The following is a 26,421-nucleotide window of genomic DNA, read 5'->3' as shown; positions in this document are numbered from 1 at the left end:
TCGTCCCATGAGCCGGCCGCACACCTTCACCCCGCCCCCCTGCGCCCACGCCCACCAGCTCCGCACCGCGCGCGGGGACTTCGCCGTGCTGGACGCCCCGCCGCGCACCGCGCACCGCGGCACGGCCCTCCTGCTGCCCGGATACACGGGCAGCAAGGAGGACTTCATCGCACTGCTGGAACCACTCTCCGCCGCCGGGTACCGGATCGTCTCCGTGGACGGTCGCGGGCAGTACGAAACCGAGGGGACGGACCGTCAGGACCAGTACACACAGGTCGAGTTGGCCCGCGATGTGCTGGCGCAGGCGGCAGCACTCGACGTCGCCGACGAGGGCTCCGTACATCTGGTCGGGCATTCGCTCGGCGGGCAGATCGCCCGCGCCGCCGTGCTGCTCGACGCCTCGCCGTTCCGTTCACTGACGCTCATGTCCTCCGGCCCCGCCCAGGTCGCCGAGGCCCAGCGGCTCAAGGTGAAGATGCTGAGCGACGCGCTCGCGACGCTGAGCATGGCCGAGGTGTGGGAGGCGATGCGCGCCCTCGACCCGCCCGAGGACGCGACGACCGACGGCGAGGCGCTGCGCCGGCGCTGGCTGCGCCACCGGCCCGCCCAGCTGATCGCCACCGGCCGTCAACTGGCGACCGAACCGGACCGGGTGGCCGAACTCGCCGCCGTGGCGCTGCCGGTCCATGTGCTCTCCGGTGAGCGCGACGACACCTGGCCGGTGCCGCTCCTCGACGAGATGGCCCGGCGACTGGGGGCGCACCGCACCCGGATCGCGGGCGCCGAGCACTCCCCCAACACGGACCGTCCCGAGCAGACGGCGGCCGCGCTCGTCTCCTTCTGGGAAAGCCTGTAGGCGCCACCGTCGGAACTCGACGAGGCCGGGGGCGGGCGCCGTCACCGGAACTCAGTACTGGGCCTGCAGGTGCTGCCAGAAGCCGTCTCGCAGCGCCCGGCGCAGATGCGCATGGCCGCGCAGCGAGTGCTGCAGCAGCCGTTCGGCCTCGACCAGCAGGTCCTGGTCGACCGAGCCCGGCAGATACGGGTGGCCGGGCAGCAGATCGGCGAGGGACTCCCGGCCCCGGGCGGCCAGCCAGGCCGCGGCGATCTGCGCACCGACGAAGCGGACGTCTTCGCGCGAGGGCGCGGGGGTGTCCTCCTCGTAGGTGGTGACGGGGCGTCTGGTGACGTACGGGCGGCAGAAGTCCAGGTCGAAGGTGCGCTGGCTGTCGACCTCCCAGAGCAGCGGTTCGGCCTGATTGCGCCCCTCCCCGGCCTCGATGCCCCACAGGTGCACGCGGGCCCCGTACCCCTGCGCCGCCTCGACCGCGGACACCAGGTCCTCGTCGCCGCCGACGAGCGCCGCGTCGCTGATGGCGCGGTGCCGGGCGAGCGATTCGAGGTCGGTGCGGATGAGTGAGTCGACGCCCTTCTGCTGGTTGTTGGCATTGAGGTTGCCGAGTCTGACCTTGACGTCGGGCAGTTCGGCGATGGACTGCTGCTCGACGGTGTGAATGCGCCTCCTGGCTCCGTCGTACCAGTACACGCGCAGCAGTCTGCTGTCCGCGAAGATCGTGCGGGCCTTGTCGATGAAGGCCTCGATCAGCCCTTCCGCGTCGAGGTCGAAGGAGCGGCGGTCCTCGGTGCCGGTGACGAGCAGTCCGGCCGCGGCGTACACATAACCCGCGTCCACGAAGATCGCGTGGGTCGAGGGGGTCTTCGACACCTCGGCGAGCACGCGCTGGAGCAGCTCGTTGGTGCGGTCCAGGCGCTCGCCGATCTCTGCCTCGTTCATACGAGCCTCGTCGTGGACCTCGTCACCGGCGCGTGCTGGGTGACCTGCTGATACTTAGACATCCAAAAAATTTCCTTAGCGTAGGGAATGTTTGCCGGAGGCAAGCCGTTGTACACGTCGTGGAGCGCGGGACATCGCTGTCGAGCGCTCCCATCCTTGCGGACGGGTCATCCGTCCTCCCAGTAGTTCTCCAGCAGGAGGATCAGACGAAGGGAAGCCTTATGCGCTTCGAGATCATGCGACTCGACGATGTCGACGGTACCGCCGTGGACAGCACCGTCGTGGACGCCGCCTCCGTCAACCGGATCGTGCAGCAGGCCGCAGCCATGGGCCAGCGCATCTACATCCGCCCGGCCGAATCCTCGGCTTCGTAACGCACAACGACGTACAAAGACGAAGCGCCCTCGTACGGACGGTCCGTACGGGGGCGCTGTGGTGTCCGCGGGCGCCTCAGGAGTTCTGGATGACCTGGGTGACCCCGTTGATGATCTGCTGCACGGCGATCGCGGAGAGCATCATTCCGGCGAGCCTGGTCACCAGCACGACGCCGCCGTCCTTGATGACCCGGATGATCAGCAGCGAGTAACGCATGGTCAGCCAGAGCACGATGTGCATGGCGATGATCGCCGACCAGACCGAGATCTGGCTCCCCACGCTGTCGGCGTGCTGCACCGCCAGGATCACCGAGACGATCGCACCGGGCCCGGCGAGCAGCGGCATGCCCAGCGGCACGAGCGCCACATTGACGTCCTTCGTCTGCGTCGGCTCGTCGGTCTTGCCGGTGAGCAGATCGAGCGCGATCAGCAGCAGGAGGAGCCCGCCCGCGATCATCAGGGCGGGTACGGAGACATGCAGATAGTCGAGGATCTGCTGGCCGAGCACCCCGAAGACGGCGATCACGCCGAAGGCGACGGCCACGGCCTGCAACGCCATCCTGCGCTGCATCTTGGCGGGGCGGCCCGCGGTGAGGGCGAGGAAGATCGGGGTGATTCCGGGGGGATCCATAATCACAAAAAGCGTGAGAAAAAGGGATCCGAAGACAGCGACGTCGAACACAGTGAGCCTTGCGCGAGAAGAACGAGAAACGGTCTGGAGGAGCGCACCCCGAAACCGGGGCGGCGGCCCGGAGGCCGCGGGTGCGCGATGGAATGCGGAAGAGGGACGAGCGGCGGTACGCGTCGGACCGCCGGTGCCGGCCGCGGGGCTTCGGCCCCGGCCGGGACGCGTGCGGCGTTAGACGGGGCGGGGTCCGCCCGCGCCCGGCACCGGGAAGGCCCCCGTGGCGCGCCGGGTGATCTCGCCGTAGATCTCGGGGTCGGTGGTGCACTCGCCGAGCGCGACGGTCTTGCGGGTGCCGTGGTAGTCGCTGGAGCCGGTCGTCAGCAGCCCCAGCTCCCGGGCGAGGCCGCGCAGCCTGGCCCTGGTCGGCTCGTCGTGGTCCATGTGATCGACCTCGATGCCGTCGAGGCCCGCGGCGGCAAGCTTCGCGATCGACGACTCGGGAACCACCTCACCGCGCTTGACGGCGAGCGGGTGGGCGAAGACGGTGACGCCGCCGGCGGCCTTGACCAGCCGGATCGCGTCGAAGGGGTCGAGTTCGTGCTTCTCGACGTACGCGCGTCCACCGTTGGCGAGCCACTCGGGCGTGAAGGCGTCGGAGACGGTCTCGACGACGCCGAGTTCGACGAGCGCGGTGGCGATGTGCGGTCGGCCGACCGATCCGTCCCCGGCGATCCTGGCGACCCGCTCCCACTCGATCGGCACGCCGAGCGCCTGGAGCCTGCCCACCATGATCCGCGCACGCGGCACCCGGTCGTCCCGCACCAGCTCGCGTTCGCGCGTCAGCTCGGGCTCGTCGGGGTCGAAGAGGTACGCCAGCAGGTGCAGGCTCACACCGTCGATCCGGCAGGAGAGCTCGGCGCCGGTGACGAGGGTGAGCCCGTCCGGAAGAGCGGCGATCGCCTCGGCATGACCGCGCACGGTGTCGTGGTCGGTGAGGGCGACGACGTCGAGGCCCGCGGCGGCGGCATTGCGCACCAGCTCGGCGGGGGTGTCCGTGCCGTCCGACGCGGTGGAGTGGGTGTGCAGGTCGATGCGCACGACGCGTACTCCAGTGCTCGGGGCCGGACAGGGGGACGTTCAAGGATAACCGGCATCCGGACACCACCCGGCCGGGCTCCGTTCGCCCCGGCCGGTGCTGCGGCCGGAGGCCTCCACCGGCTCCCGAAGCCCGCCCGGGATCACGGGACAGCCCTCAGTCGAGCAGGCGCGGGGTGAGCGCCCCGCACGGCACGAGGTCCATCTCTCCCCCAGCCTCGCGCAGATCGGCGAGCACCAGCTCGTCGTACATCAGCAGCCCCGACTGCTCGGGCCAGACGATCGCCCAGAGCCAGAGCCCGCGAGCCTCGCCCGCGAAGACCGCGCGGTCCTCGGGAGCGCCCTTGACGTGCCAGAGCGGAGTGGGACGTCCGGCCGCGAGCATCTTGACGTCCGGCGGGCCGTCGACATCCAGATGCGGCCCGGGGTCGGGGCCGTCGATCCCGGCGTAGCGCGCCCCGAGCCCGACACCGAGCTCCTCGGTGACCAGCAGCAGCTCGCCCATGCCGCCGACGGGGCCGGGACCGGAGCAGGCGACGACGGTGGCACGGCCGCCGCTGCGCTCGTCACCGGCGCTCGCCACGCCCGTGAACAGCCAGCCCACCGGCAACGGCCAGGGCATCCACACCGGCACCCGGGCACGGCGCACGACCACGCCCAGCGCCTCGACGCTGGGCGGGACGACCGGTTGCAGCGGTTGCACACTGCCGTGCTGAGAGCACTGCCAGGTGTCGGCAAAGAGACCGGGCGCCCTGACCCGGCCTCCACACTTCGGGCAACTGGGTTCGCCCCTCATAGCGACCAACGGTCCTCCAGGTCAGCCGTCGCGTCAAGGATGATCACCCGTCCGTAGTGCGGCCCTCCCCTGCGGAATTAAATGTAACTTGCACTCATTAGTTCCTCTAACTTATTCTGTGCATAACACAACGATCTGGTGGAGAGCGAGAAGGCCCATGCAAGGAGAGGATCCGTTCGATCAGGGAGCGGGCAGCATCCTGCGCCAGCCGAAGGCCGTCTGGGCCACGGCGGGCGCCTCTGTCGTCGCGTTCATGGGAATCGGCCTGGTGGACCCGATTCTGCCGTCCATCGCCAAGGGCCTGGAGGCGACACCGAGCCAGGTGTCCCTGCTCTTCACCTCGTACTTCCTGATCACCGCCGTGGCGATGCTCGTCACGGGCTTCGTCTCCAGCCGGATCGGCGGCCGCAGGACGCTGCTGGCCGGCCTCGCGCTCGTCGTCGTCTTCGCCGCGCTCTCCGGCACCTCGTCGTCCGTCGCCGAACTTGTCGGCTTCCGGGCCGGCTGGGGCCTGGGCAACGCGCTCTTCGTCTCGACCGCGCTCGCCGTGATCGTCGGTGCGGCGGCCGGCGGCAGCGCGGCGGCGATCCTGCTCTACGAGTCGGCGCTCGGCCTCGGCATGGCCTGCGGTCCCCTGCTCGGCGCCCTGCTCGGTGATGCCAGCTGGCGCTACCCGTTCTTCGGCACGGCCGCGCTGATGGCGATCGGCTTCATCTGCATCACGCTGTTCCTGAAGGAACAGCCCAGGCCCGCCGGCCGGACGTCACTGCTCGACCCGATCAAGGCGCTCGGCCACGGCGGCCTGGCCTCCGTCGCGACCTCGGCGTTCTTCTACAACTACGCGTTCTTCACGATCCTGGCGTTCACTCCGTTCGTGCTCGACATGACGCCGTACAAGTCGGGTGCGGTCTTCTTCGCCTGGGGTCTGCTGCTCGCGGTCTTCTCGGTGCTCGTCGCCCCGCGGCTGCAGAAGCGCTTCGGATCGTTGAAGGTGCTCGGTGCCTCGCTGGTGCTGCTCGCCGCCGACCTCCTGGTCCTGGGGTACGGCAACCACAGCGCCGCCGTCGTCTGCACGGTCGTCTCCGGCGCCTTCATCGGCATGAACAACACCGTCTACACGGAGCTGGCGCTCGGTGTGTCGGACGCGCCGCGCCCGGTGGCGAGCGCGGGCTACAACTTCGTCCGCTGGTTCGCCGCGGCCGCCGCCCCGTACCTCGCCCCGAAGATCGAGGAGTGGAGCGACATCCACATCCCCTTCGTGGTCGCCGCGATCACGGCTGTGGCCGGCGCGGTCGTCGTCTGGATCCGGCGTACGGCGCTGACCCACGACGCGGAGGAACTGGAGCCGAAGCACGCCACCGAGGACGGCGTCACGGTCTTCGCCGACTGACCACGGCGCCGGCCCGGCCCCCGTTCCGCCCCGCCCGCGGCTCTCCCTCCTGGCCGCGCGGCGGGGCTCCCCCACGCCCGGCATGACGTGCGTCTCAGTCCAGGTCGACCGAGGCACGGAGCGGATCACGCAGATCCGTACCGCGCGAGAGCCACCGCTCCTGGAGTTCCTGCGCACCCCGGACCCGCTTCCACGCGGCCTCGTTGTGCGTCATCGGCAGCAACGGCAGGAACCGCACCGGATCCATGGGGCCGGCCGCCTCCGGACCGCCGTCCCGCCCCGGGCCGCCGGGCGTGGGCTCATTCGGATCCAGATCCTCGACCAGCCCGCCCGGCTCGGCGACCAGTACGGAGCTGAACGGCGCCCCGGGCCACAGCGGCTCACCGACGTCCAGCGAGGCGCCGGGCGCCACGATCAGCCCCTCGACCTGCGGGGAGGCCGCCAGCACCGCCAGCGGGCGCAGCACCTTGTCGGTGTCGGCGAGCCCCGCGCGTACGGAGAGGATCAGCTCGGCGCGCGGCCCCTTGACCGGGTCCGCGAGGGTCGCGGTCGGATCGGTCATCGGCTGCGCGGACATGCCGAGCGTGGCGTAGCGCACCACGTCGCCGTCGGCGAAACGGAGCACCTCGATGCGGTCCGTGCCGAGAAACGTCACCGCGGCGCGCGCGTCCGGTTCGCCGAGGGCCGTGAGCAGCCGGGCCTCGACCAGAGCAAGAATTTCTCCCATCCCGCGAGCATAGGACGCGTATGGAACGGGCAAAGTAAAGGATTGACCCTCGGACGGCTGATAGTCTTGGCCGCTGGTCGGGGCAGCACGCAGAAGCGTCGCTCTCAGCCCCGACGACACGTCATCCCCCACGGGGGACCGGCCGGAGGAGGTGGGGCTGCCATGGATCGAAGTCGACCGTGCAGTACCAACCGCTCTTCCGCACCTCACCTCTCTTCGGTGATCTGAAGCCTTCTCGGTCAAGGCCCATGGCATTGCGCACGACGGAAGAGCACTTCCCTTTTGCCTGTCTGTAGCGAACGCCGTCATCGCGCCGCCGCGGTGCCGCCCGCTTTGCGGACGTGAGCACACGTCCCCATTCCGGGCTGTTCCACGTGCCCGACGACGGCCCTCCGTGAAGGAGCCAGCCATGTCGATGATCCGCGACCTGCGCGCCGCCGTGCGCCCGTCCCTGCGCAAGAGCAACGCCCTGCACAACAGTTACGACACCACCCGGGACCCGTCCGTCTCCAGCGCGGTGGTCGACTGCGCGGTCTACCGCGACGGACGGCGCCTGGAGAGCGGCACCTGCCGCACGCCGCACGAGGCGATGCTCCAGGTGCGCGAGGAGGGCGGCTTCGCCTGGATCGGACTGCACGAGCCGACCGAGGAGGAATTCGCCGGGATCGCCCGGGAGTTCGGGCTCCACCCGCTCGCCGTCGAGGACGCGGTCCACGCCCACCAGCGACCGAAGCTGGAGCGGTACGACGACACGCTCTTCACCGTCTTCAAGACCATCCACTACGTCGAGCACACCGAGCTCACCGCGAGCAGCGAGGTCGTCGAGACCGGCGAGGTGATGTGCTTCACCGGCCGGGACTTCGTCATCACCGTGCGGCACGGCGGCCACGGCTCGCTGCGCGCGCTGCGGCACCGGCTGCAGGACGACCCCGAGCTGCTCGCCAAGGGGCCCTCCGCGGTCCTGCACTCCATCGCCGACCATGTCGTCGACGGCTACATCGCGGTGGCCGGCGCGGTCCAGGACGACATCGACGAGGTGGAGATCGAGGTCTTCTCCACCCCCACGAAGGGCAGCCCGCGCGGCTCCGACGCCGGCCGGATCTACCAGCTCAAGCGTGAGGTCCTGGAGTTCAAGCGGGCCGTGTCGCCGCTGCTGCGACCGATGCAACTGCTGAGCGAGCGGCCGATGCGGCTGATCGACCCCGACATCCAGAAGTACTTCCGTGACGTCGCCGACCACCTGGCACGGGTGCACGAGGAAGTCATCGGCTTCGACGAACTGCTGAACTCGATCCTCCAGGCCAACCTGGCGCAGGCGACCGTCGCGCAGAACGAGGACATGCGCAAGATCACGTCCTGGGCGGCGATCGTCGCCGTACCGACGATGATCTGCGGTGTCTACGGCATGAACTTCAAGCACATGCCCGAGCTGGGCTGGAGGTACGGCTACCCGATGGTGCTGGGGGTCATCGGGGTGGTCTGCTTCTCCATCCACCGCACGCTCAAGCGCAACGGCTGGCTCTAATAGAGTTCGGGTATGACTGCTGCTGACGTGCCGCTGGGCCGGGCTCTCGTCGAGGAGGCCACCAAGAAGTCCGGCCTCATCTGGGTGCGGGGCACCGGGCCCGCGCGGGCGCTGTGGCACGTGTGGCACGAGGGCGCGGCGCATCTGGTCGGCGACGGCCCCGGCGAGCAGCCGCTCCCGGCCGGCCTCGTCGACGGTTGTGCCGCCGAGGTGACCGTACGCAGCAAGGACAAGGGCGGTCGGCTGGTGGCCTGGACGGCCGCCGTGGCGGAGCTCGCACCGCACTCCGAGGAGTGGGAGGCCGCGGTCGCCGAACTCAAGGGCAAGCGGCTGAACGCACCGGACGCCGAGCGGATGACGGAGCGGTGGGCGCGCGAGTGCCGGGTGCTGCGGCTGACGCCCGGCACATTCCGTACGGAGCTTCCGGACGGCTCACTGGCCGCGGCGCCCCTGCCGACGTCCGCGACCACGCGACGACCGGTACCGGCCGGGCTGCCGCGGCTGCTGAAGCGGGGACGCAAGGGCTGACCCGGGTCCGGCGGGACCGGCACGGCGATCCGGACGCGGCGCTGCCGGGCGGGCCGGACGTGGTGACCGGAGCCGGGCACGACCGGTCGGTCGGGCCGGAACGGCCGGTTCGGGTGCCGCTCGGCCGACCTCAGGACGACGTCTTGGGCAGCTGCTGTCCGTAGTCGACCGTGTCCTCCTTCGCCGGGGCCTGGAGCGGGAAGTCCTTGCCCCAGTCCGACAGCGTCACGATCCCCCCGCCGGCGGCGCGCGCGAACCGCAGCGGATACGGCGCGCCCTCCAGCGAGACGTCGAGCATGCCGCCCTCGCCCTTGCCGCCCGTGATCTGAATGGTCCGGGTCGGTCCGACCGTCCCGCGGTCGCCCTTGTCGAGGGTGCCGTGCAGCGTGAGCAACCCGTCGAGCAGAGTCTTCTTCTCCGTGAAGCCGCGCAGCTGCCTGTACGTGGGGTCGCCCTCGGGCACCTTCACGTATTTGTCCTGGAGCTTGTCCGCGGCGGCCCCGCCCGCGTGGGTGCCGGCGCCGGGCTTCTCGTCGTGGCTCCAGAAGCCCGAGTCCGCCTTGAGGTAGAGATCGTCACCGATCCGCAGCAGCTCGAAGGTGCTGTCCTTCGAGACGACGGAGCCGGTGCCGCCCTTCTCCCTGAGCCGCATGTCGAGCTGGTAGGTGCCGCCCTTGCTGACCAGCTTCCCGGCGAGGCGCACCGCGTCGGCCGAGGCCGCGGCGGTCTGCGCCTTCTTCTCGATCTGCTCGGCGGTGAGTCTGCCGACCCCGTTGGTCCCCTTGTCCGGGTCCTCGCCCCCGCACGCCGTGAGGGCGGCGGTCAGTCCCGCGCAGAGCACAACGGCGAGGGCGGTCCGGCGTCGGGCCCGGACGGGCGGAACGGAAGCGGTCACGGGCGCACTGCCTCTCATCTGCATGGCGGGGTTGGCAGACGGCAGCGTACCCGTGCCGTTCATGCCTTCCGGCAGGGAGCCGTACGGACGGGTCCACCGGGGCAGCCCGGAGCGGTACGGGCTAGCCTGATCCCGTCATAACGGTTAATTAGCTGTCAAACAGACCGGACAGGGAAGTCGTACACGGAAGAAGGAGGCGCACCATGGCGGCAGGCGCCCCCCGGGTCTTCGTCTCGCATCTCGCCGGCGTGCCGGTCTTCGACCCCAACGGCGATCAGGTGGGCCGCGTCCGCGATCTGGTCGCGATGCTGCGGGTCGGCGGCCGGCCGCCCCGGCTGCTAGGCCTGGTCGTCGAGGTGCTCAGCCGCCGCCGGATCTTCCTCCCGATGATCCGGGTGACGGGGATCGAGTCCGGCCAGGTCATCACCACCGGCGTGGTCAACATGCGGCGCTTCGAACAGCGGCCCACCGAACGCCTGGTGCTCGGTGAGTTCCTCGACCGGCGCGTCCGTCTCGTGGAGACCGGCGAGGAGGTCACCGTCCTCGATGTCGCCATCCAGCAGCTTCCGGCCCGCCGCGACTGGGAGATCGACAAGTACTTCGTGCGCAAGGGCAAGGGCGGTGCGCTGCGCCGCAAGGGCGAGACCCTGACGGTCGAGTGGTCGGCGGTCAGCGGTTTCTCGCTGGAGGAACACGGGCAGGGCACCGAGTCCCTGGTCGCCACGTTCGAGCAGCTGCGCCCCACGGACGTGGCCAACGCGTTGCACCATCTGTCAGCGAAGCGACGGGCCGAGGTCGCCGCCGCGCTCGACGACGACCGACTCGCCGACGTCCTGGAGGAACTGCCCGGGGACGACCAGGTGGAGATCATCGGCAAGCTCCAGGAGGAGCGCGCCGCCGATGTCCTGGAGGCCATGGACCCGGACGACGCGGCCGACCTGCTGTCCGAGCTGCCCGAGGAGGACAAGGAGCGGCTGCTGACCCTGATGCGCCCGGACGACGCGGCCGATGTGCGGCGCCTCATGTCGTACGAGGAACGGACCGCGGGCGGCCTGATGACCACCGAGCCGATCATTCTGCGCCCGGACGCGACCGTCGCCGACGCGCTCGCGCGGGTCCGGCAGGCGGACCTGTCGCCGGCGCTCGCCGCCCAGGTGTACGTGTGCCGCTCGCCGGACGAGACACCGACCGGCAAGTACCTGGGCACCGTGCACTTCCAGCGGCTGCTGCGCGATCCGCCGTACGCGCTGGTCAGCTCGATCGTCGACAGTGATCTCGTCCCTCTGGCGCCGGACACCCCGCTGCCGGCCGTGACCAGCTATCTGGCCGCGTACAACCTGGTCTCGGTGCCGGTCGTGGACGAGAGCGGGTCGCTGCTCGGCGCGGTGACCGTCGACGACGTCCTCGACCACCTGCTCCCCGAGGACTGGCGGGAGACGGACTTCCACGGTGAGGAGGAGATCGCCAGTGGCCGGTGAGGACCGTGCGAAGGGAGTGCCGACGGGGGCCTCCGGCATCACGCGCCCGCCCCGTTCCCGGCTGGATCAGCCGAAGGCCCCGCGGCGTCGGCTGCTGCCCGAGTACGACCCCGAGTCGTTCGGCCGGCTCTCCGAACGGATCGCCCGGTTCCTGGGCACGTGGAGATTCATCGCCTGGATGACGCTGGTCATCATCGTCTGGGTGGTGTGGAACGCCTTCGCGCCCGTGGGGTGGCGGTTCGACGCGTACCCGTTCATCTTCCTGACGCTGGTCCTGTCGCTCCAGGCCTCGTACGCGGCCCCGCTGATCCTGCTCGCGCAGAACCGGCAGGCCGACCGCGACCGGGTCACCTACGAGCAGGACCGCAAGCAGAACGAGCGCTCCATCGCGGACACCGAGTACCTCACCCGCGAGATCGCGGCACTGCGGATGGGCCTCGGCGAGGTCGCCACGCGCGACTGGATCCGCTCCGAGCTGGAGGACCTCATGAGGGGCCTGGGGGACCGGCACACGCCGCTCCCGGCCGAGAGCGACGAGGACCACTGACGGGGTTACTCACGCGTAGCAGCGGGTGCCGCACGCCTTCGTGCCGCCCGCACCACCCTTTCAACGAGCGCCCCGCGCACCCGTACTATCAAGGTATGGCTACGGAAGACGCGGTGCTTGAGGCACTGGCGACAGTGAACGACCCGGAGATCCACCGCCCGATCACCGAACTCGGCATGGTGAAGTCGGTCGAGATCGGTGCTGACGGTGTGGTCGCTGTCACGGTCTATCTCACGGTCTCAGGCTGTCCGATGCGCGAGACGATCACCAAGAACGTGACCGACGCGGTGGCGAAGGTCGAAGGCGTCACCCGCGTCGATGTCACGCTCGACGTGATGAGCGACGAACAGCGCAAGGAGCTCACGTCCTCGCTCCGCGGCGGTACGGCGGAGCGCGAGGTGCCGTTCGCCAAACCCGGCTCGCTGACCAGGGTCTACGCGGTCGCGTCCGGCAAGGGCGGCGTCGGCAAGTCGTCGGTCACGGTGAACCTGGCGGCCGCGATGGCGGCCGACGGCCTCAAGGTCGGTGTCGTGGACGCGGACATCTACGGGCACAGCGTGCCCCGGATGCTCGGTGCGGACGGCAAGCCGACCCAGGTCGAGAACATGATCATGCCGCCGTCGGCGCACGGCGTGAAGGTCATCTCCATCGGCATGTTCACCCCGGGCAACGCCCCGGTGGTGTGGCGCGGACCCATGCTGCACCGGGCACTCCAGCAGTTCCTCGCCGATGTGTACTGGGGCGACCTGGACGTCCTGCTGCTCGACCTGCCGCCGGGCACCGGTGACATCGCGATCTCGGTGGCCCAGCTCGTGCCGAACGCCGAGATCCTGGTCGTCACGACCCCGCAGCAGGCGGCGGCCGAGGTGGCCGAGCGGGCCGGTTCGATCGCCGTGCAGACGCACCAGAAGATCGTCGGCGTCGTCGAGAACATGTCGGGACTGCCCTGCCCGCACTGCGACGAGATGGTCGACGTGTTCGGCACCGGCGGTGGCCGGAAGGTCGCCGAGGGACTGACGAGGACGACCGGCGCGGAGGTGCCGGTGCTCGGCTCCATCCCGATCGACGTACGGCTGCGCGAGGGCGGCGACGAGGGCAAGCCGGTCGTCCTGTCCGACCCCGACTCCCCGGCCGGCAAGGCGCTCCGCACCATCGCGGACAAGCTGGGAGGCCGTCAGCGCGGCCTGTCCGGCATGTCGCTGGGGATCACCCCGCGCAACAAGTTCTGAGTCGTTCAGAGGGCTGGGAGGGGCGGCTGGCCTGAACCGGTCACCGCCCCACCGCCCGGCGCTACGCGTACGCCGTGATGTCGCCGACCACCGAGAAACCCAGCCCGTACGCGCTCATCCCCCGCCCGTACGCCCCGATGTGCACCCCGCCGCGCGCCGACCCCGCCAGCACCCAGCCGAACTCGGACTCGCGGTAGTGGAACGGCACGGGAACGCCGTCCACCGGCAGCGACAGCACCGACCACGCGGGACCGTCCAGATCGTCGGCGAGCTCGAACGCAGTCTCCGTCTGCTGGTCCAGCCAGTCGTCACGCAGCGAGTGATCCATCTGCGGGGGCCATGTGCAGGCCAGCAGACCGGACCCGGCCAGCCAGGCCGCGGAGGAGACGGTGGTCGCGTCCAGCACCCCCGTACCGTCTCCGCTGTGCCGCACCGGGCTGCTGGCCACCGTCACGACGACGGCGAATCGTTGCTTCTCGGCACCCCCCTCGGCCCGTACCGACGGCTCGTCACCGTGCCCGACGGAGCCGTGCTGCACCGTGCCGTCCGCGGCGGTGCCCACCTGCATCAGCCGACGCGGGCCGGTGAATGCCTCGTCCAGTGCGTACCAGGGAAACGGAGCAGCCAGAAATCCGTCGACAGCACGCCGGGCCGCCGGCTTCCCCTCCGCGGTGGCTGTGTCCGGCGCGCCTTCCGCGCCCACCCGACTGGTCGTCTCCATCTGCCCGGCCGCCTCCTCGATCCCTGAGGTCCGGAGCGGCCCGCCCCCCACGGGCGTCCTCACAACCGGACAGATGGAGAATAGCCATACCGTCCGGACGAGTCGGGATTGACTGCGGTCAGGTGGCGTCGGCGTCGAACGGCGGGCGGTCGTCCTTCGCGGGCTGTTCACGCTTCTTGAGCAGGTCCGGAGTCCCGGCGGAGCCGTTGGCGGCGGTGCTCGCCGAGCCGCTCGACACGCCGCTGCGGGAGTCCGCGGACTCCACGGCAGCGCTTTCCCTGCCGTTCACCGCGTCGGTGACCTCTGCCAGGTCCTTGCGCAGGTCGAAGCTCTCGCGGATCTCCTTCAGCCCCAGGTCGTCGCCGCCGTCCATGAGCTGCTTGCGGACGAACGTCTTGGGGTTGAGGTCCTCGAACTCGAAGTCCTTGAACTCCGGGCCGAGCTCCGTACGGATGTCCTCCTTGGCACTCTCGGAGAACTCGCGGATCTTACGGATGAAGCGCGAGGCGTCCTGGATGACCTTGGGCAGCTTGTCCGGGCCGAAGATCAGCACGCCCAGGATCGCGAGCGTCACCAGCTCCAGTGGGCCTATGTCATTGAACACCCTGATGCTCCTCGTGTTCTCCGCGACCAGGTCGGTTGTGGTCCGGACCCGGCCCACGGTACCGGTCGAAACTACCCGCGCGGTAGCGTCCCGTGGCCGTCACGTGCCGGTTGCGGAGCCGAGCGTCAAAGAGATGGACAGGTCTTTACCACCACGGGTCAAGGTGAGGTCCAGACGGTCGCCGGGCCGGTGGGCGCGGATCTTCACGATCAGTTCCTCGCCACTGTGCACCCGCTGACCGTCGACCGCGGTGATGACGTCCCCCGGCTTGATCCCGGCCTCGGCCCCGGGCCCGTCGGCCGCCACCGCGGACTTGCCGGCAGCGCCCTTCGCGCCGACCTTGGCACCGTCGCCGGTGTACTTCATGTCCAATGTGACGCCGATCACCGGGTGGGTGGCCTTTCCGGTGTTGATCAGTTCCTCGGCGACGCGCTTGCCCTGGTTGATCGGAATGGCGAAGCCGAGACCGATGGACCCGGCCTGTCCGCCCTCGGTGCTCGATCCGTTGTCGGCTGCGCGGATGGCGCTGTTGATGCCTATGACATGGGCGTCGGTGTCGACGAGCGGGCCGCCGGAGTTGCCCGGGTTGATCGGGGCATCGGTCTGCAGCGCGTCGACATAGCTGATGTCGCTGCCGTCGCCGTTCTCGCCGCCCGCGGTGATCGGCCGGTCCTTGGCGCTGATGATGCCGGAGGTCACCGTGTTGGACAGGTCGAAGGGGGCACCGATGGCCACCACCGGGTCACCGACCTGCACGTTGTCGGAGTTGCCCAGCGGCAGCGGCTTGAGGCCGGAGACGCCGGTGACCTTGACCACGGCGAGGTCGTAGCCGCTGTCCTTGCCGACGACCTCGGCGCGTGCGGTCTCACCGCCGCTGAACGTCACGGTGATCTCGCCGGAGGACCCGGCCGGGGCGACGACATGGTTGTTGGTGAGGATGTGGCCGCGGTTGTCGAGAACGAATCCGGTGCCGGTGCCGGACTCGGTCGTCCCGCTGACGTGGAGGGTCACCACGCTGGGCAGGGCGCTGGCGGCGATCCCCGCGACGCTGTCGGGGGCGCGGCCGCCGCTGTTCCGGCCGGCCTGCGGAAGCTCGACCCGGGTGAGACCGCCGTTGCGCTCGACGTAGGAGCCGATGCCTCCGCCGATGCCGCCGGCCACCAGCGCGAGCAGCACCGCACCGATGAGGAGGGAACCGCGGCGGTTCTTCTTCCGGCCGTTGTCGGTCCCGAGCGGCGGACCCGGATGCGTCAGCGGCTGCCGGGGCGCACCCCAGGGGTCGTACTGGAGCCACTGCGTCGGCTGGGGCTGCTGGGGCTGAAGCACGGGCTGCGCACCCTGCGGGTGCTGGGACTGGGGGTGCTGCGGCGGTGAGTGCTGGGGCGGGGGTGTGAAACCCGGGGCCGCGGTGGTGGCGTTGGGGACGCCCGCCCCGTTCGTCGCCGCGTACTGCGGTGGTACGGGGGTGCCGTGCGCCGGGGTCGGGACCGGTCGCTGCACGGGCGGTGCGGGCGCCCAGGGGCCGGGTCCGCCGTACGGCGGGGTGCTGTACTCATCGGGCTCGTGCAGGGGCGCGGGCCGCGCGGCGGGCACGGATGCCACGGGCTCCACCGCCGGGGGCTGCACCACCGACTCGGGGGCCGGGGGCCGCGACGCCGGTTCGGCCGCCGGTGGCTGGAGCGGCGCGTCGGGCACGGGCGCCCGTGTCCCGCCCGCCGGGTCCGTCACATCGGCCGTCGCATCGGCCGTGGGCAACGCGTCCTCGACGGGGGACGGCTCGTCCGGCGCTGTGCGGGCGGTGCGTCCCGGCGCGGGCCGGCTCCACCACTTCGCCTTCGGCCCGGTGGACTTCCCGTCTTCCATGCTCTCCCCGCAACTGCCGCGACTGGCCTCTGCACCCCCCGGAAGGGACGTCCCTCCCGGAATTCCTCCCGGAATTCAACCAGGTTTGCGAAGGTCTGCGCAGACCCCGGTCAGCGCCGGGAGGAAAGCGGAAGTCCGCGATCGGCGGGGGTGGGGAGGGCGGAGGCCGACGGGGGCGTCCAGGACGGCTGCACGGAGGGCGACGGGGGTGGCGGGGCGAGCCGTCCGAGCACTCGGGCGAAGAGCGGGGAGGTGCCGGTCGGAGGTATCAGCGGTGGCGCCGACATATTGGTCAGGACCGGAACCGCGAAGGTGCTCTCCGTGAGGTTTCCGGAAGTGAGCAGCGCGGGGCCGGCGGAGAGCGCGGCCGGTGTGGCCTCCGGCACGGGCGGCGGCCCGGCGGCGATCGAGCGGTCGCCCGCCTCCGTCGCGGCGAGCGTGCCCTGGCCGCCACCGCCACGACGGCTCGCGGAGCCGGTGCTCTCACCGCGGGAAGACGTGTCGAGCGGGGTCACCGTGTTTCCGGTGCCCGCGGCCTGCACCGGGGGGCTGGAACCCGCGCCCGTCTGCAGGGCTCCGCCCAGCGCGATGGCCGCCAGCGATACGGCGCCGGCGGCTGCGAAGGCGAATCTCCGGCCGCGCCACGGCGAACGGTCCCCCTCGCGGCCCACCTCATGGATCCGGAAGCCCGAACGGGAGGAACCACCCGGCAGTACGGCGGTCGATCCGTGCGGGTCCGGGAGGAAGCCGAAACCGCCCAGGGGCGAATCGCCCGGCGGCTCCGTGCGGCTGCCGGACGGCTGGATCACGGGGAAGAGCCCGTCGGCGAAGCGCCCGGAGCCGAATGGTCTTCCCGGGCGGTCGTCGTCACCCCCCGGCCCCCCGGGAAGGCCCTGCAGCCGGGCGAGGAACCCCTCGGACGGCGAAGGAGGGGCGGACTGAGCGAAGACGCTCTTCAGGCGCCGCTGGGCGGCAGCCTCGGCCTTGCACTTGGCGCAGGTCGCGAGATGCGCGAGCACGCGCTCGCGGGCGTCATGTTTCAGTTCGCCGTCGACAAGCGCGGCGAGTCGGTCCCCCAGGTGCTGTTCCGCAGGGGTCGGACTTGTGCCACTCACGCCGTTCCGCCCTCCCCTGCCAGGATCGCGCCCGCCAGCGAGCGCTGCTCGGCACGGGCCTCGGGCGAACGGTGCCGCAGCGCCTTGCGCAGGTGCGAGCGACCGCGGTGGATGCGGCTGCGCACGGTACCGAGCTTCACGCCCAGCGTCGCGGCGATCTCCTCGTACGAGAGGCCCTCGATGTCACAGAGCACGACGGCGGCACGGAATTCGGGCGCGAGGGTGTCCAGCGCCTGCTGGACGTCCGCGTCGAAGTGGGTGTCGTTGAAGACCTGCTGCGGGGACGGCTCACGGCTCGGCAGCCGCTCGGCGGCGTCGTCGCCGAGGGAGTCGAAGCGGATCCGCTGCTTACGACGGACCATGTCCAGGAACAGATTGGTCGTGATGCGGTGCAGCCAGCCCTCGAAGGTGCCCGGCGTATAGGTCGACAGCGACCTGAACACGCGGACGAAGACCTCCTGGGTGAGATCCTCCGCGTCGTGCTGGTTGCCCGTCAGCCTGTAGGCAAGGCGGTAGACACGGCCGCTGTGCGTGCTGACGATCTCTTCCCATGAGGGTGGCGTCCACGCCTGGGAATCCGCATCCGAGGCGAACGTCGCGGTCGTTGCGGAGTCGTTGGAAGAACGGTCAGCAATGTTGGTCACGGATTTCGGCTCACCCGCCGACCTGAGGAAGCGCCGCAGCACTCCTCCCCGATCCACAGGCGCAGCCGCACCTCCCCTATCGGCTCTGGTGGTGTCCAGTGGAGCCCCTACCATAGCCACCTCGCCCGTTAGCTCCGGATAAGCCTTTTTCCTGCTGGGGCCGGGGATCGCCCCGGGTACCGTCGGCCCATGGCTCCCGGACCCGATCCGCGGGCCGATTCCATGCGCTTTCCCCTGCTCCTGCACAACGCCTGGTCCCATCAGCGGGTTCCCGGGTGCAGCGGATACAGTCACCGTTGCGCCAACTACGGGGACAGGAGAGGGTCATTACCGCCAACCGGCAGACGAGCTGGGCGTTCGCCGACGCCTTTGTCGCCGAGGACGAAGCATTGCGCTGGGCCCGGGACCGGGCCCGGGAGGCAGGGCTTCGCTCGGTGTCGCCAGGTACCGGCGCCGCGCTGCGCTTGCTCGCTGCCACGACGGACGCCAAAGCGGTGGCCGAAATCGGCACCGGGACGGGCGTGTCCGGACTCTATCTGCTGCACGGCATGCGGCCCGACGGGGTGCTGACCACGGTCGACCCGGAGCCCGAGCGCCAGCAGTTCGCCCGTGAGGCGTTCCGGGCCGCGGGGTTCGCCACCAACCGGGCCCGCTTCATTCCCGGCCGCGCCCTGGACGTACTGCCACGGCTCGCGGACGGCGGGTACGACCTGGTGTTCTGCGACGGCGACCGGCTGGAGAGCCTCGACTGTCTCGCTGAATCGTTGCGCCTGCTTCGGCCGGGCGGCCTGGTCTGTTTCGAGGGCGTGTTCGCCGACGGCCGTACGGTCGATTCCGCGGCACAGCCGGCGGAGGTGCTGCGGTTGCGGGAGCTGCTGCGCGCGGTGCGGGAGAGCCAGGAGCTGATGGCGACACTGCTGCCGGTGGGGGACGGGCTGCTGTGCGCGGTGCGGCGGGGCTGAAGGAGTGGCGGAGCCGAGCGGGGCAGGGCCCTCGTCCCGCCCGGGGCGTCCGGGCGGGATCTCCATCGCCGGACCGGCCCGCTTGCGCCGCGATGTTCCGACCGCCGGACGGGCCCTGCCACGTCGGGCGTGAACGCATCACTGCCCCGGCACGGACACCGTGCCGGGGCAGTGATGAAGTGTGGGCGCCTCTGCTCAGCCGACGACCTTCTTGAGGGCGTCGCCGAGTGCGTCGGCCTCGTCCGGGGTCAGCTCCACGACAAGCCGACCGCCGCCTTCGAGCGGAACGCGCATGACAATGCCCCGCCCCTCCTTTGTCACCTCGAGCGGGCCGTCGCCCGTCCGCGGCTTCATGGCCGCCATGCTCGTTCCCCTTCCTGAAACCAGCTCATCGCAACCGGCGGCCCCATGACAGGCGCTGTGTCACCGGCATCGAACACATTGCTTCCAGGCCATTATCCCGCATCACAGACCCCGATGACCAACATCGGTCTGCATCGCTTGCGCAACGCGCTTTCTCAAAACCACCCAATTCGGCGATCCAGCTGCGATACTCCGTCCCCTTCACCCCTCCATCGGGGCGCAATTGTTAGACGCAGGTCACATGTTCGCTCGCGCCCGAGTCGGCCATGCTTGCGTGGACAGGCATTGCCCGAGGCGCAGAGGGGACAGCGAAATGGCCGACCGGATGGCGGACAGCGTGCTCTACGAGGTGAGCGAGGGGCTCGCGACGATCACGATCAACCGTCCCGACGCGATGAACGCCATGAACACCGAGGCCAAGGTGGCGCTCCGTGACGCGCTGCGGTCCGCGGCCGCCGACCTCGACGTACGGGCCGTTCTGCTCACCGCGACGGGGCGTGCCTTCTGTGTCGGCCAGGACCTGAAGGAGCACATCGGCAAGCTCGACGAAGCCCGCGAGTCCGGCGGCGGCAATGCGCTGAGCACCGTGCAGGAGCACTACAACCCGATCGTGCGGGCCATCACCGGGATGCCCAAGCCGGTGGTCGCCGGGGTGAACGGTGTCGCGGCCGGGGCCGGTTTCGGGTTCGCGCTCGCCTGCGACTACCGGGTGGTCGCCGACACCGCCTCGTTCAACACGTCCTTCGCCGCAGTGGCCCTCACCGCCGACTCGGGCGTCTCCTGGACGCTGCCCCGGCTGATCGGGCAGAGCCGCGCCGCGGACCTGCTGTTCTTCCCGCGCTCGATCTCCGCGCAGGACGCCCACGAGCTGGGCATCGTGAACAAGCTGGTGCCCGCCGCCGAGCTGGCCGCCGAGGCGACGGCCGTGGCCCGCGCCCTGGCGTCCGGTCCCACGGTGGCGTACGCCTCGCTCAAGGAGTCCCTGGCCCACGGCACCACTCACACGCTGAGCGAGGCGCTGGAGAAGGAGGACGAGCTCCAGACGAGGGCGGGCGCTTCCGAGGACCACGCGATCGCGGTACGGGCGTTCCTGAACAAGGAGAAGCCGAAGTACCTCGGCCGGTAGCCACGGGGGCCGGTCGGGCCCCGGACGAGTCCTACGCCCCGGCTCCGCGCACCACGCAGTCGGCCAGGTGGTCGTCGACCAGGCCGCAGGCCTGCATCAGGGCGTAGGCCGTCGTGGGTCCGACGAAGCGCAGGCCGCGTTTCTTGAGGTCCTTGGCCAGCGCCGTGGACTCCGGGGTGACCGCGGGCACGTCTTCGACGGTGCGCGGGGCCGGGCGGGCGGCCGGGTCGGGGGCGTGGGACCAGATCAGCTCGTCCAGCTCACCGGCGTGCCAGTCGGCCAGCACCTTGGCGTTGGCGAGGGTCGCCTCGATCTTCGCCCGGTTGCGGATGATCCCGGCGTCGGCGAGGAGCCGCTCCTTGTCGGCGTCGGTGAACTCCGCCACCGCGGCGATCTTGAACCCGCCGAAGGCGGAGCGGAAGCCCTCTCGGCGACGCAGGATCGTCAGCCAGGAAAGACCGGACTGGAACGCCTCCAGGCAGAGCCGTTCGAACAGGGCGTCGTCACCGTGGACGGGGCGGCCCCATTCGGTGTCGTGATAGGTGAGGTAGTCCTCGGTGGAGAGCCCCCACGGGCAGCGCAGGCCGCCGTCCGGGGCGGCTTCCGGGCCGCCGCTCATCGCTGGGGCTCCTCTCCGTGCTCGTCGGGCCGTCGGACGTCCTGCCCCGGCTCCTGCCGAGGGTGCCGGCAGGGGGCTTCCCACGGTGCTCGCTCACGGTCCTCCGGTGGCTCCCACGCCGACTGTGGCCGGCCCTCCGGACGTTTGAGCAGATCCGGGCCGCCGACCGCGGTCGCCTGCGCCCCGGCCAGCGCCGACTCCAGCTCCGCGATGCGCGCGTCCCGCTCGGCGAGCTCCGCCCCGAGCCGGTCGAGTGCCTCGTCGACATCCGTCATGCGGTAGCCGCGCACGGCCACCGGCAACCGCAGCGCCTCGACGTCCGCGCGGCCCACCGGACGCGTCGCGGGCAGTGGGTCGGTCAGTTGTTCGGGCGCCACGTCCTGCAGGACGGCGCTCTTCCCTCCGCCGACCACCGCGAGGGTGACCGCGGCCACGACCACCACCATCGCCAGCAGCAAGAACCAGAACACGCGCATCTCCCCGGGAGCGGAAACCTGTCCGGCTCCGATCGTGCCATGCGGTACTGACAGCCACGGCCTCCCCCAGGACAGGGAGGCGACGCGGAACGTCCTCGACCGACGACAACGCCGGAGGCGGAGTCGCATGACGCCGGGATCCCGCTCGCTATCGTGCACCAGGTCGTTAGGGTCGCAGGCGACCCACAGGGCGATCTACCAGAGGAGAAACACGGGATGCGAAGCGGTGCGCTCAGGCTGGGCCGACGTGAATTCGGTGCGCACGAGCCGGTGATCATGGCGATCGTGAACCGTACCCCGGACTCCTTCTACGACCAGGGCGCGACGTTCCGGGACGAGCCGGCGCTCGCCCGGGTCGAGCAGGCCGTCGCGGACGGCGCGGCGATCGTCGACATCGGGGGCGTGAAGGCGGGCCCCGGCGAAGAGGTGACCGCCGAGGAGGAGGCCCGTCGCACGGTGGGGTTCGTCGCCGAGGTGCGGCGCCGCCACCCGGACGTGGTGATCAGTGTCGACACCTGGCGCCACGACGTCGGCGCGGCGGTCTGCGAAGCCGGGGCGGATGTGCTGAACGACGCGTGGGGAGGCGTCGACCCGAAGCTCGCGCAGGTCGCCGCGCGGTACGGCGCCGGTCTGGTGTGCACGCACGCGGGCGGCGCCCAGCCGCGGACCCGGCCGCACCGGATCGCCTACGACGACGTGATGGCGGACGTCCTGCGGGTGACGGTGGGACTGGCCGAGCGGGCGGTCGAGCTGGGCGTGCGGCCGGACGGCATCATGATCGACCCCGGTCATGACTTCGGGAAGAACACCCGGCACTCGCTGGAGGCGACGCGTCGGCTCGGCGAGATGACCGAGACCGGGTGGCCGGTCCTCGTCTCGCTGTCCAACAAGGACTTCGTCGGCGAGACGCTCGACCGGCCGGTGAAGGAACGGGTGATCGGGACACTGGCGACGACGGCCGTCTCCGCGTGGCTGGGGGCACAGGTGTACCGGGTGCACGAGGTGGCGGAGACGCGGCAGGTGCTGGACATGGTGGCCTCCATCGCGGGGCACCGGGAACCGGCGGTCGCCCGGCGAGGGCTCGCGTAGCCGGGACGCGGGCGGCGCAACAGGACGGGCGGCGGAGCAGGGCGGGCGGCCGCCCGGAGAGGGCCGGGCACCCGCCCCCTGCCCGGGAGGCCGCCCGGCCCCCGCTCCTCGATCGCCGCGGCGGCCCGGACTACCGGCCGACCTCCTTCGTCACGAGGTCGACCGCCTCGTCCACGTCGTCCGTGACGTGGAACAGCAGCAGGTCGTGCTCGGACGCCTTGCCCTGCGCCACCACCGTGTCCCGCAGCCAGTCCACCAGCCCGCTCCAGTACGCCGTGCCGAACAGCACGATCGGGAAGCGGGTGACCTTGCCCGTCTGGACGAGAGTGAGGGCCTCGAAGAGTTCGTCCAGCGTGCCGAGGCCGCCGGGCAGGACGACGAAGCCCTGGGCGTACTTCACGAACATCGTCTTGCGGACGAAGAAGTAGCGGAAGTTGACCCCGATGTCGACGTGCGGGTTGAGACCCGACTCGAAGGGCAGCTCGATGCCGAGGCCGACCGAGACGCCCTTCGCCTCCCGCGCCCCCTTGTTCGCCGCCTCCATCGCCCCGGGTCCGCCCCCGGTGATCACCGCGAAGCCGGCTTCCACCAGGGCCTTGCCGATGCGTACACCCGCCTCGTAGTCCGGCCCGCCGGCCTTGCTGCGGGCCGAGCCGAAGACGCTGATGGCGCTCGGCAGCTCGGCGAGGGCGCCGAATCCCTCGACGAACTCCGACTGGATGCGCATCACCCGCCATGGGTCGGTGTGCACCCACTCGGAGTCGCCCTCGGTGTCCAGCAGCCGCTGATCGGTGGTGCCGGGCTGTACCTGTTCCCTGCGGCGCAGTACCGGTCCGAGCCGCTGCTCCTCGGGGACGTGCGCTCCCTCGGGGTTGCCCATGATCCGCTCCCTCCGACGACGATCGATGGCCACCGGCGATGACCATCCGTGTCAGGTCAGGGTAGATCCACGGAGGTTACGGACAGGCGAATGCCGTGGGTCAGCCGGTGAGCCAGGAGCGGAGCCGCTCCTCGCAGTGGGTGATCCGCTCGACCACCACGTGCTCGTCGCGCTTGTGCGCGAAGAGCGGGTCGCCGGGGCCGTAGTTCACCGCCGGGACGCCGAGAGAGCCGAAACGGGAGACGTCGGTCCAGCCGAACTTGGGCCGGGCGGTACCGCCGACCGCCGCCATGAACGCCTTGGCCGCCGGGTGGGAGAGGCCGGGCATGGCCGCTCCCGAGTGGTCGTCGACGGTGAATTCGACGACGCCGCAGTCCGCGAAGACCTCGTGGACGTGGGCCAGCGCCTCCTCGGCGGTGCGGTCGGGGGCGTACCGGTAGTTCACGACGACGGTGCAGGCATCGGGGATGACGTTGTTGGCGACGCCGCCCTCGATCCGGACTGCGTTCAGACCCTCGTGGTACTCCAGCCCGTCGATGACCGGGCGGCGCGGTTCGTACGCGGCGAGCCGGGCCAGGACCGGAGCGGCGGCGTGGATGGCGTTGGAGCCCATCCAGCCGCGCGCGGAGTGGGCCCGCTCCCCCTCCGTGCGCAGGAAGACCCGCAAGGTGCCCTGGCAGCCGCCCTCGACCTCGGCGTCGGAGCCCTCCAGAAGGACCGCGAAGTCGCCCGCCAGCCAGTCGGGGTGGGCGTCGGCGATGTGGCCGAGCCCGTTGAGGTGCGCGGCGACCTCTTCGTTGTCGTAGAAGACGAAGGTGAGGTCGCGGTTGGGCTCGGGCACGGTCGCGGCGATCCGCAGCTGGACGGCGACGCCCGACTTCATGTCGGAGGTGCCGCAGCCCCACAGCACGCCGTCGTCGTCGAGCCGCGACGGGACGTTGTCGGCGATCGGCACGGTGTCGATGTGCCCGGCGAGCACGACCCGCTCGGCCCGGCCCAGGTTCGTCCGGGCCACGACGTTGTTGCCGTGCCGGTCGACGGTCAGATGCGGCAGGGTGCTCAGCGCCGATTCGATCGCGTCGGCGAGCTCCTTCTCCTGACCGCTGACCGAGGGGAAGTCGACGAGCCGGGCGGTCAGCGCCGGGCCGTCCAGGGTGAGGTCAAGCGTGCTTTCGGGCATGAACCGACCCTAATGGAAGGGGAACGGACCGGCGGGAACGGGCCGGAGGGACTGGGCCCTCGGCCCCTGCGGAGCACTCCAGTACGGTGGCTCCGTGCCCCGGACCGTCTCCCCCACCCGCCGACACACCAGCCGCAGCCGCCTCTCCCGTATCGCGGCCGCTTTTGTCGTGCTCGCCGCCCTCGGCGGCTATCTGACCGTGCAGTACATATCCGGCACCATGGTCCTCGAAGGGTGCACCGTGGAATCCGCCGACGGTTCGGCCGGCAAGGGCCGCACCTACCGGATGAGCCCGGAGCAGGCCTCGAACGCCGCGACGATCTCCGCGGTCGGCACCTCGCGCGGGATGCCGGAGCGCGCGGTGACGATCGCGCTGGCGACCGCGTTGCAGGAGTCCGGGCTGCGCAACATCGAGCACGGCGACCGGGATTCGCTGGGGCTGTTCCAGCAGCGCCCCTCGCAGGGCTGGGGTACCGGGAAGCAGATCCTCGACCCGGTCTACTCCTCGGGGGAGTTCTACCGGCATCTGGCCGAGGTCCCCGGCTATTCGCGGCTGCCGCTGACGGTCGCCGCACAGCGGGTCCAGCGCAGCGGCTACCCGCAGGCGTACGCGAAGCACGAGCCGGACGCGGCCTTGCTGGCGGCGGCGCTGACCGGCCGCACCCCCGCCGCGCTGAACTGCGCGCCGCCGCGGGCCACGGCCGCGACGGCCGATGCGGCAAAGGTGCGGGCGGAGCTGGTACGCGCGTTCGGCAAGGACGTGCTGCCCGCGAAGGCGCCGTCGACGAAGGACGGGAAGGGCGCGGCCGGTCCGGCGGCGACGAGCACGGTCTCGGTGCCGGTGCGGGCGTCCCGCGCCTCGGGGACCGTGGACCCGGCGCGGCGCGGCTGGGAGCTCGCGCACTGGGCGGTCGCACGGTCCGAGGCGCTCCGCCTGGACGAGGTCGCGTACGCGGGCCGGGTGTGGGAGGCCGGGTCGGGCTGGCGGACGGACCGTACGGAATCGGGCACCACCGAGGTCCGCATACGGCTCGCACACCAGTAGGGACGATCCCCCTCAGGCGTCATCCAGCCACTCCGGGACGGCCCGTCGCCCGGCGCCCTCGCCACCTCTCCCCCACCCCCGAATTCTCTTGAGGACAAAGGGGAGCGGCGGTTCATCGGGCCGTTCAGGAATGCGGCGTCTGCCCGGCTTCATCCGTTGCGGATTATGTGACGCATTGCCGACTCTTTGCCTCGTCCCACCGCAACCTCCCCCACCCTTTCGACGGTTGTCATTGCGTCCGGTCAACGGACTGACCGATTCCTCATCCCGTCGAAGGAGCATCATGTCCCTCCCCCTGACCCGCCGGATCGCCCGTGCCGCGCTGCTGATCGCCGCGGGTGCGGCCCCCGTGGTCGGTGCGGCCGGATCCGCAGGTGCCGCGGCGCTCCCGCAGACCCCGGAGCTCGGCGGCCTGACCACCGTCGACGGCACCGGCCTCGGCAGGACGGTCGACGGCGCGTCCCAGCAGGGCACCAAGGCGGCGGGCGAGACCGGCGGCAAGATCGTCGGTACGACCCTCCCGGCCGCGGACAAGACCGTCGGCAAGGCCGGCTCCCAGGCGGCCCCCGCCGTCCAGAACGCCGCCGGGGGTGCGGCGGGCAGCGCGGGCGAGGTCCTCGGCGGCGCCACCGGTGCCGCGAGCCGGGGCGGTCTGCCCACGAACGGCCTGCCGGTCGGCTGACCCGATCCGTCGGCACGACATACGCGCGGGGCCCCGGGAGTGCCC

General features: G+C 71.0%; 29 protein-coding genes. 13 read left to right on the top strand and 16 right to left on the bottom strand.

The window, feature by feature from the left end; translation table 11 throughout:
• Positions 1-7 precede the first annotated feature (7 nt).
• Positions 8-856 carry an alpha/beta fold hydrolase gene (locus ACF1B9_RS06000; protein ID WP_391739293.1) on the top strand — a complete coding sequence of 283 codons (849 nt, stop codon included), beginning with the start codon at positions 8-10 and terminating at the stop codon, positions 854-856.
• Between the two features lie 51 nt (positions 857-907).
• Here the strand turns inward: ACF1B9_RS06000 and ACF1B9_RS05995 are convergent, their stop codons facing one another.
• Positions 908-1,795 (bottom strand): NYN domain-containing protein, encoded by an 888-nt coding sequence (locus ACF1B9_RS05995; RefSeq protein ID WP_376216101.1) that lies wholly within the window; start codon positions 1,793-1,795, stop codon positions 908-910.
• Positions 1,796-2,016: 221 nt separating this feature from the next.
• Between ACF1B9_RS05995 and ACF1B9_RS05990 the strand changes: the two genes are divergently transcribed.
• A complete protein-coding gene (locus ACF1B9_RS05990) occupies positions 2,017-2,169 on the top strand; it encodes a hypothetical protein (RefSeq protein WP_015611185.1) in 153 nt (50 codons plus the stop codon).
• A gap of 76 nt (positions 2,170-2,245) precedes the next feature.
• Here ACF1B9_RS05990 and ACF1B9_RS05985 read toward each other — a convergent pair whose 3' ends face one another.
• From ACF1B9_RS05985 to ACF1B9_RS05975, 3 genes are all read right to left on the bottom strand, one after another.
• Positions 2,246-2,851 carry a MarC family protein gene (locus tag ACF1B9_RS05985; RefSeq protein ID WP_093897497.1) on the bottom strand — a complete coding sequence of 202 codons (606 nt, stop codon included), beginning with the start codon at positions 2,849-2,851 and terminating at the stop codon, positions 2,246-2,248.
• 177 nt (positions 2,852-3,028) lie between these two features.
• Positions 3,029-3,895, bottom strand: coding sequence for a PHP domain-containing protein (locus tag ACF1B9_RS05980; protein WP_391739292.1), 867 nt, complete (start codon positions 3,893-3,895; stop codon positions 3,029-3,031).
• Between the two features lie 154 nt (positions 3,896-4,049).
• Positions 4,050-4,688: a DUF6758 family protein gene (locus ACF1B9_RS05975; RefSeq protein ID WP_391739291.1), complete on the bottom strand. Its 639-nt coding sequence runs from the start codon at positions 4,686-4,688 to the stop codon at positions 4,050-4,052.
• A 157-nt stretch (positions 4,689-4,845) separates the two neighbouring features.
• Between ACF1B9_RS05975 and ACF1B9_RS05970 the strand changes: the two genes are divergently transcribed.
• Complete coding sequence (locus ACF1B9_RS05970; protein WP_391739290.1) at positions 4,846-6,078, top strand: MFS transporter; 1,233 nt, start codon at positions 4,846-4,848, stop codon at positions 6,076-6,078.
• Between the two features lie 94 nt (positions 6,079-6,172).
• On the opposite strand, the gene ACF1B9_RS05965 is transcribed toward ACF1B9_RS05970, so the two are convergent.
• Entirely contained in the window at positions 6,173-6,805 is a 633-nt protein-coding gene (locus ACF1B9_RS05965) for a suppressor of fused domain protein (protein WP_391739289.1), read from the bottom strand.
• Positions 6,806-7,214: 409 nt separating this feature from the next.
• Between ACF1B9_RS05965 and ACF1B9_RS05960 the strand changes: the two genes are divergently transcribed.
• On the top strand, positions 7,215-8,330 hold the full coding sequence (locus tag ACF1B9_RS05960; RefSeq protein WP_391739288.1) for a magnesium and cobalt transport protein CorA: 1,116 nt from the start codon (positions 7,215-7,217) through the stop codon (positions 8,328-8,330).
• Between the two features lie 12 nt (positions 8,331-8,342).
• Entirely contained in the window at positions 8,343-8,858 is a 516-nt protein-coding gene (locus ACF1B9_RS05955) for a hypothetical protein (RefSeq protein WP_391739287.1), read from the top strand.
• Positions 8,859-8,988: 130 nt separating this feature from the next.
• Here the strand turns inward: ACF1B9_RS05955 and ACF1B9_RS05950 are convergent, their stop codons facing one another.
• Positions 8,989-9,753 (bottom strand): hypothetical protein, encoded by a 765-nt coding sequence (locus tag ACF1B9_RS05950; protein WP_391739286.1) that lies wholly within the window; start codon positions 9,751-9,753, stop codon positions 8,989-8,991.
• A 203-nt stretch (positions 9,754-9,956) separates the two neighbouring features.
• On the opposite strand from ACF1B9_RS05950, the gene ACF1B9_RS05945 reads away from it, so the two are divergent.
• From ACF1B9_RS05945 to ACF1B9_RS05935, 3 genes are all read left to right on the top strand, one after another.
• Positions 9,957-11,231, top strand: coding sequence for a magnesium transporter MgtE N-terminal domain-containing protein (locus tag ACF1B9_RS05945; RefSeq protein ID WP_391739285.1), 1,275 nt, complete (start codon positions 9,957-9,959; stop codon positions 11,229-11,231).
• The gene (locus ACF1B9_RS05940) at positions 11,221-11,778 is read left to right on the top strand and encodes a DUF1003 domain-containing protein (protein ID WP_391739284.1); all 558 of its coding nucleotides are present in this window, start codon (positions 11,221-11,223) and stop codon (positions 11,776-11,778) included. Before ACF1B9_RS05945 ends, ACF1B9_RS05940 begins: the two co-directional genes overlap by 11 nt.
• 95 nt (positions 11,779-11,873) lie before the next feature.
• On the top strand, positions 11,874-13,007 hold the full coding sequence (locus ACF1B9_RS05935; protein WP_391739283.1) for an Mrp/NBP35 family ATP-binding protein: 1,134 nt from the start codon (positions 11,874-11,876) through the stop codon (positions 13,005-13,007).
• Positions 13,008-13,068: 61 nt separating this feature from the next.
• On the opposite strand, the gene ACF1B9_RS05930 is transcribed toward ACF1B9_RS05935, so the two are convergent.
• The 5 genes from ACF1B9_RS05930 to sigE form a co-directional block, all read right to left on the bottom strand.
• The gene (locus ACF1B9_RS05930) at positions 13,069-13,728 is read right to left on the bottom strand and encodes a hypothetical protein (protein ID WP_391739282.1); all 660 of its coding nucleotides are present in this window, start codon (positions 13,726-13,728) and stop codon (positions 13,069-13,071) included.
• Between the two features lie 118 nt (positions 13,729-13,846).
• Entirely contained in the window at positions 13,847-14,332 is a 486-nt protein-coding gene (locus tag ACF1B9_RS05925; protein WP_391739281.1) for a sec-independent translocase, read from the bottom strand.
• Positions 14,333-14,431: 99 nt separating this feature from the next.
• On the bottom strand, positions 14,432-16,195 hold the full coding sequence (locus ACF1B9_RS05920; RefSeq protein WP_391739280.1) for a trypsin-like peptidase domain-containing protein: 1,764 nt from the start codon (positions 16,193-16,195) through the stop codon (positions 14,432-14,434).
• Between the two features lie 110 nt (positions 16,196-16,305).
• The gene (locus ACF1B9_RS05915) at positions 16,306-17,310 is read right to left on the bottom strand and encodes a zf-HC2 domain-containing protein (RefSeq protein ID WP_391739279.1); all 1,005 of its coding nucleotides are present in this window, start codon (positions 17,308-17,310) and stop codon (positions 16,306-16,308) included.
• Positions 17,307-18,068, bottom strand: coding sequence for an RNA polymerase sigma factor SigE (gene sigE / locus ACF1B9_RS05910; protein ID WP_351075563.1), 762 nt, complete (start codon positions 18,066-18,068; stop codon positions 17,307-17,309). The genes ACF1B9_RS05915 and sigE overlap by 4 nt, the downstream gene beginning before the upstream one ends.
• 182 nt (positions 18,069-18,250) lie before the next feature.
• On the opposite strand from sigE, the gene ACF1B9_RS05905 reads away from it, so the two are divergent.
• A complete protein-coding gene (locus ACF1B9_RS05905; protein ID WP_361449369.1) occupies positions 18,251-18,916 on the top strand; it encodes an O-methyltransferase in 666 nt (221 codons plus the stop codon).
• A 195-nt stretch (positions 18,917-19,111) separates the two neighbouring features.
• On the opposite strand, the gene ACF1B9_RS05900 is transcribed toward ACF1B9_RS05905, so the two are convergent.
• Positions 19,112-19,279 (bottom strand): DUF3117 domain-containing protein, encoded by a 168-nt coding sequence (locus tag ACF1B9_RS05900; protein ID WP_003966491.1) that lies wholly within the window; start codon positions 19,277-19,279, stop codon positions 19,112-19,114.
• A 313-nt stretch (positions 19,280-19,592) separates the two neighbouring features.
• On the opposite strand from ACF1B9_RS05900, the gene ACF1B9_RS05895 reads away from it, so the two are divergent.
• Positions 19,593-20,405, top strand: coding sequence for an enoyl-CoA hydratase/isomerase family protein (locus ACF1B9_RS05895; protein ID WP_391739278.1), 813 nt, complete (start codon positions 19,593-19,595; stop codon positions 20,403-20,405).
• 31 nt (positions 20,406-20,436) lie between these two features.
• On the opposite strand, the gene ACF1B9_RS05890 is transcribed toward ACF1B9_RS05895, so the two are convergent.
• Both ACF1B9_RS05890 and ACF1B9_RS05885 read right to left on the bottom strand, forming a co-directional pair.
• Positions 20,437-21,024 carry a DNA-3-methyladenine glycosylase I gene (locus ACF1B9_RS05890; RefSeq protein ID WP_391739277.1) on the bottom strand — a complete coding sequence of 196 codons (588 nt, stop codon included), beginning with the start codon at positions 21,022-21,024 and terminating at the stop codon, positions 20,437-20,439.
• Positions 21,021-21,494, bottom strand: a complete 474-nt coding sequence (locus ACF1B9_RS05885) for a DivIVA domain-containing protein (RefSeq protein ID WP_391739276.1) — start codon at positions 21,492-21,494, stop codon at positions 21,021-21,023. Before ACF1B9_RS05885 ends, ACF1B9_RS05890 begins: the two co-directional genes overlap by 4 nt.
• Before the next feature lie 222 nt (positions 21,495-21,716).
• Here ACF1B9_RS05885 and folP point away from each other — a divergent pair, with 222 nt between their 5' ends.
• Entirely contained in the window at positions 21,717-22,589 is an 873-nt protein-coding gene (gene folP / locus ACF1B9_RS05880; protein WP_391739275.1) for a dihydropteroate synthase, read from the top strand.
• 130 nt (positions 22,590-22,719) lie between these two features.
• Here the strand turns inward: folP and ACF1B9_RS05875 are convergent, their stop codons facing one another.
• Positions 22,720-23,469: a TIGR00730 family Rossman fold protein gene (locus ACF1B9_RS05875; RefSeq protein ID WP_351075578.1), complete on the bottom strand. Its 750-nt coding sequence runs from the start codon at positions 23,467-23,469 to the stop codon at positions 22,720-22,722.
• A 100-nt stretch (positions 23,470-23,569) separates the two neighbouring features.
• Positions 23,570-24,649, bottom strand: a complete 1,080-nt coding sequence (gene dapE, locus ACF1B9_RS05870) for a succinyl-diaminopimelate desuccinylase (protein ID WP_351075580.1) — start codon at positions 24,647-24,649, stop codon at positions 23,570-23,572.
• A 94-nt stretch (positions 24,650-24,743) separates the two neighbouring features.
• Here dapE and ACF1B9_RS05865 point away from each other — a divergent pair, with 94 nt between their 5' ends.
• Together ACF1B9_RS05865 and ACF1B9_RS05860 are read left to right on the top strand one after the other, a co-directional pair.
• Positions 24,744-25,694, top strand: a complete 951-nt coding sequence (locus ACF1B9_RS05865) for a hypothetical protein (protein WP_391739274.1) — start codon at positions 24,744-24,746, stop codon at positions 25,692-25,694.
• Between the two features lie 283 nt (positions 25,695-25,977).
• On the top strand, positions 25,978-26,376 hold the full coding sequence (locus ACF1B9_RS05860) for an ATP-binding protein (RefSeq protein WP_391739273.1): 399 nt from the start codon (positions 25,978-25,980) through the stop codon (positions 26,374-26,376).
• Positions 26,377-26,421 lie beyond the last annotated feature (45 nt).

The organism is Streptomyces sp. NPDC014727, from assembly GCF_043083485.1.
Lineage (GTDB): Bacteria > Actinomycetota > Actinomycetes > Streptomycetales > Streptomycetaceae > Streptomyces.
The sequence above is the reverse complement of the archived record's forward strand: the minus strand, read 5'-3'. Positions and strand labels throughout refer to the sequence as shown.

Excerpts from the sequence above, each read along its gene's own strand:
- ACF1B9_RS06000 (WP_391739293.1), top strand. The coding sequence starts at position 8 with ATGAGCCGGCCGCACACCTTCACCCCGCCCCCCTGCGCCCACGCCCAC.
- ACF1B9_RS05995 (WP_376216101.1), bottom strand. The coding sequence starts at position 1,795 with ATGAACGAGGCAGAGATCGGCGAGCGCCTGGACCGCACCAACGAGCTG.
- ACF1B9_RS05990 (WP_015611185.1), top strand. The coding sequence starts at position 2,017 with ATGCGCTTCGAGATCATGCGACTCGACGATGTCGACGGTACCGCCGTG.
- ACF1B9_RS05975 (WP_391739291.1), bottom strand. The coding sequence starts at position 4,688 with ATGAGGGGCGAACCCAGTTGCCCGAAGTGTGGAGGCCGGGTCAGGGCG.
- ACF1B9_RS05970 (WP_391739290.1), top strand. The coding sequence starts at position 4,846 with ATGCAAGGAGAGGATCCGTTCGATCAGGGAGCGGGCAGCATCCTGCGC.
- ACF1B9_RS05965 (WP_391739289.1), bottom strand. The coding sequence starts at position 6,805 with ATGGGAGAAATTCTTGCTCTGGTCGAGGCCCGGCTGCTCACGGCCCTC.
- ACF1B9_RS05960 (WP_391739288.1), top strand. The coding sequence starts at position 7,215 with ATGTCGATGATCCGCGACCTGCGCGCCGCCGTGCGCCCGTCCCTGCGC.
- ACF1B9_RS05955 (WP_391739287.1), top strand. The coding sequence starts at position 8,343 with ATGACTGCTGCTGACGTGCCGCTGGGCCGGGCTCTCGTCGAGGAGGCC.
- ACF1B9_RS05945 (WP_391739285.1), top strand. The coding sequence starts at position 9,957 with ATGGCGGCAGGCGCCCCCCGGGTCTTCGTCTCGCATCTCGCCGGCGTG.
- ACF1B9_RS05935 (WP_391739283.1), top strand. The coding sequence starts at position 11,874 with ATGGCTACGGAAGACGCGGTGCTTGAGGCACTGGCGACAGTGAACGAC.
- ACF1B9_RS05930 (WP_391739282.1), bottom strand. The coding sequence starts at position 13,728 with ATGGAGACGACCAGTCGGGTGGGCGCGGAAGGCGCGCCGGACACAGCC.
- ACF1B9_RS05920 (WP_391739280.1), bottom strand. The coding sequence starts at position 16,195 with ATGGAAGACGGGAAGTCCACCGGGCCGAAGGCGAAGTGGTGGAGCCGG.
- sigE (WP_351075563.1), bottom strand. The coding sequence starts at position 18,068 with ATGGTAGGGGCTCCACTGGACACCACCAGAGCCGATAGGGGAGGTGCG.
- ACF1B9_RS05900 (WP_003966491.1), bottom strand. The coding sequence starts at position 19,279 with ATGGCGGCCATGAAGCCGCGGACGGGCGACGGCCCGCTCGAGGTGACA.
- ACF1B9_RS05895 (WP_391739278.1), top strand. The coding sequence starts at position 19,593 with ATGGCCGACCGGATGGCGGACAGCGTGCTCTACGAGGTGAGCGAGGGG.
- ACF1B9_RS05890 (WP_391739277.1), bottom strand. The coding sequence starts at position 21,024 with ATGAGCGGCGGCCCGGAAGCCGCCCCGGACGGCGGCCTGCGCTGCCCG.
- folP (WP_391739275.1), top strand. The coding sequence starts at position 21,717 with ATGCGAAGCGGTGCGCTCAGGCTGGGCCGACGTGAATTCGGTGCGCAC.
- ACF1B9_RS05875 (WP_351075578.1), bottom strand. The coding sequence starts at position 23,469 with ATGGGCAACCCCGAGGGAGCGCACGTCCCCGAGGAGCAGCGGCTCGGA.
- dapE (WP_351075580.1), bottom strand. The coding sequence starts at position 24,649 with ATGCCCGAAAGCACGCTTGACCTCACCCTGGACGGCCCGGCGCTGACC.
- ACF1B9_RS05860 (WP_391739273.1), top strand. The coding sequence starts at position 25,978 with ATGTCCCTCCCCCTGACCCGCCGGATCGCCCGTGCCGCGCTGCTGATC.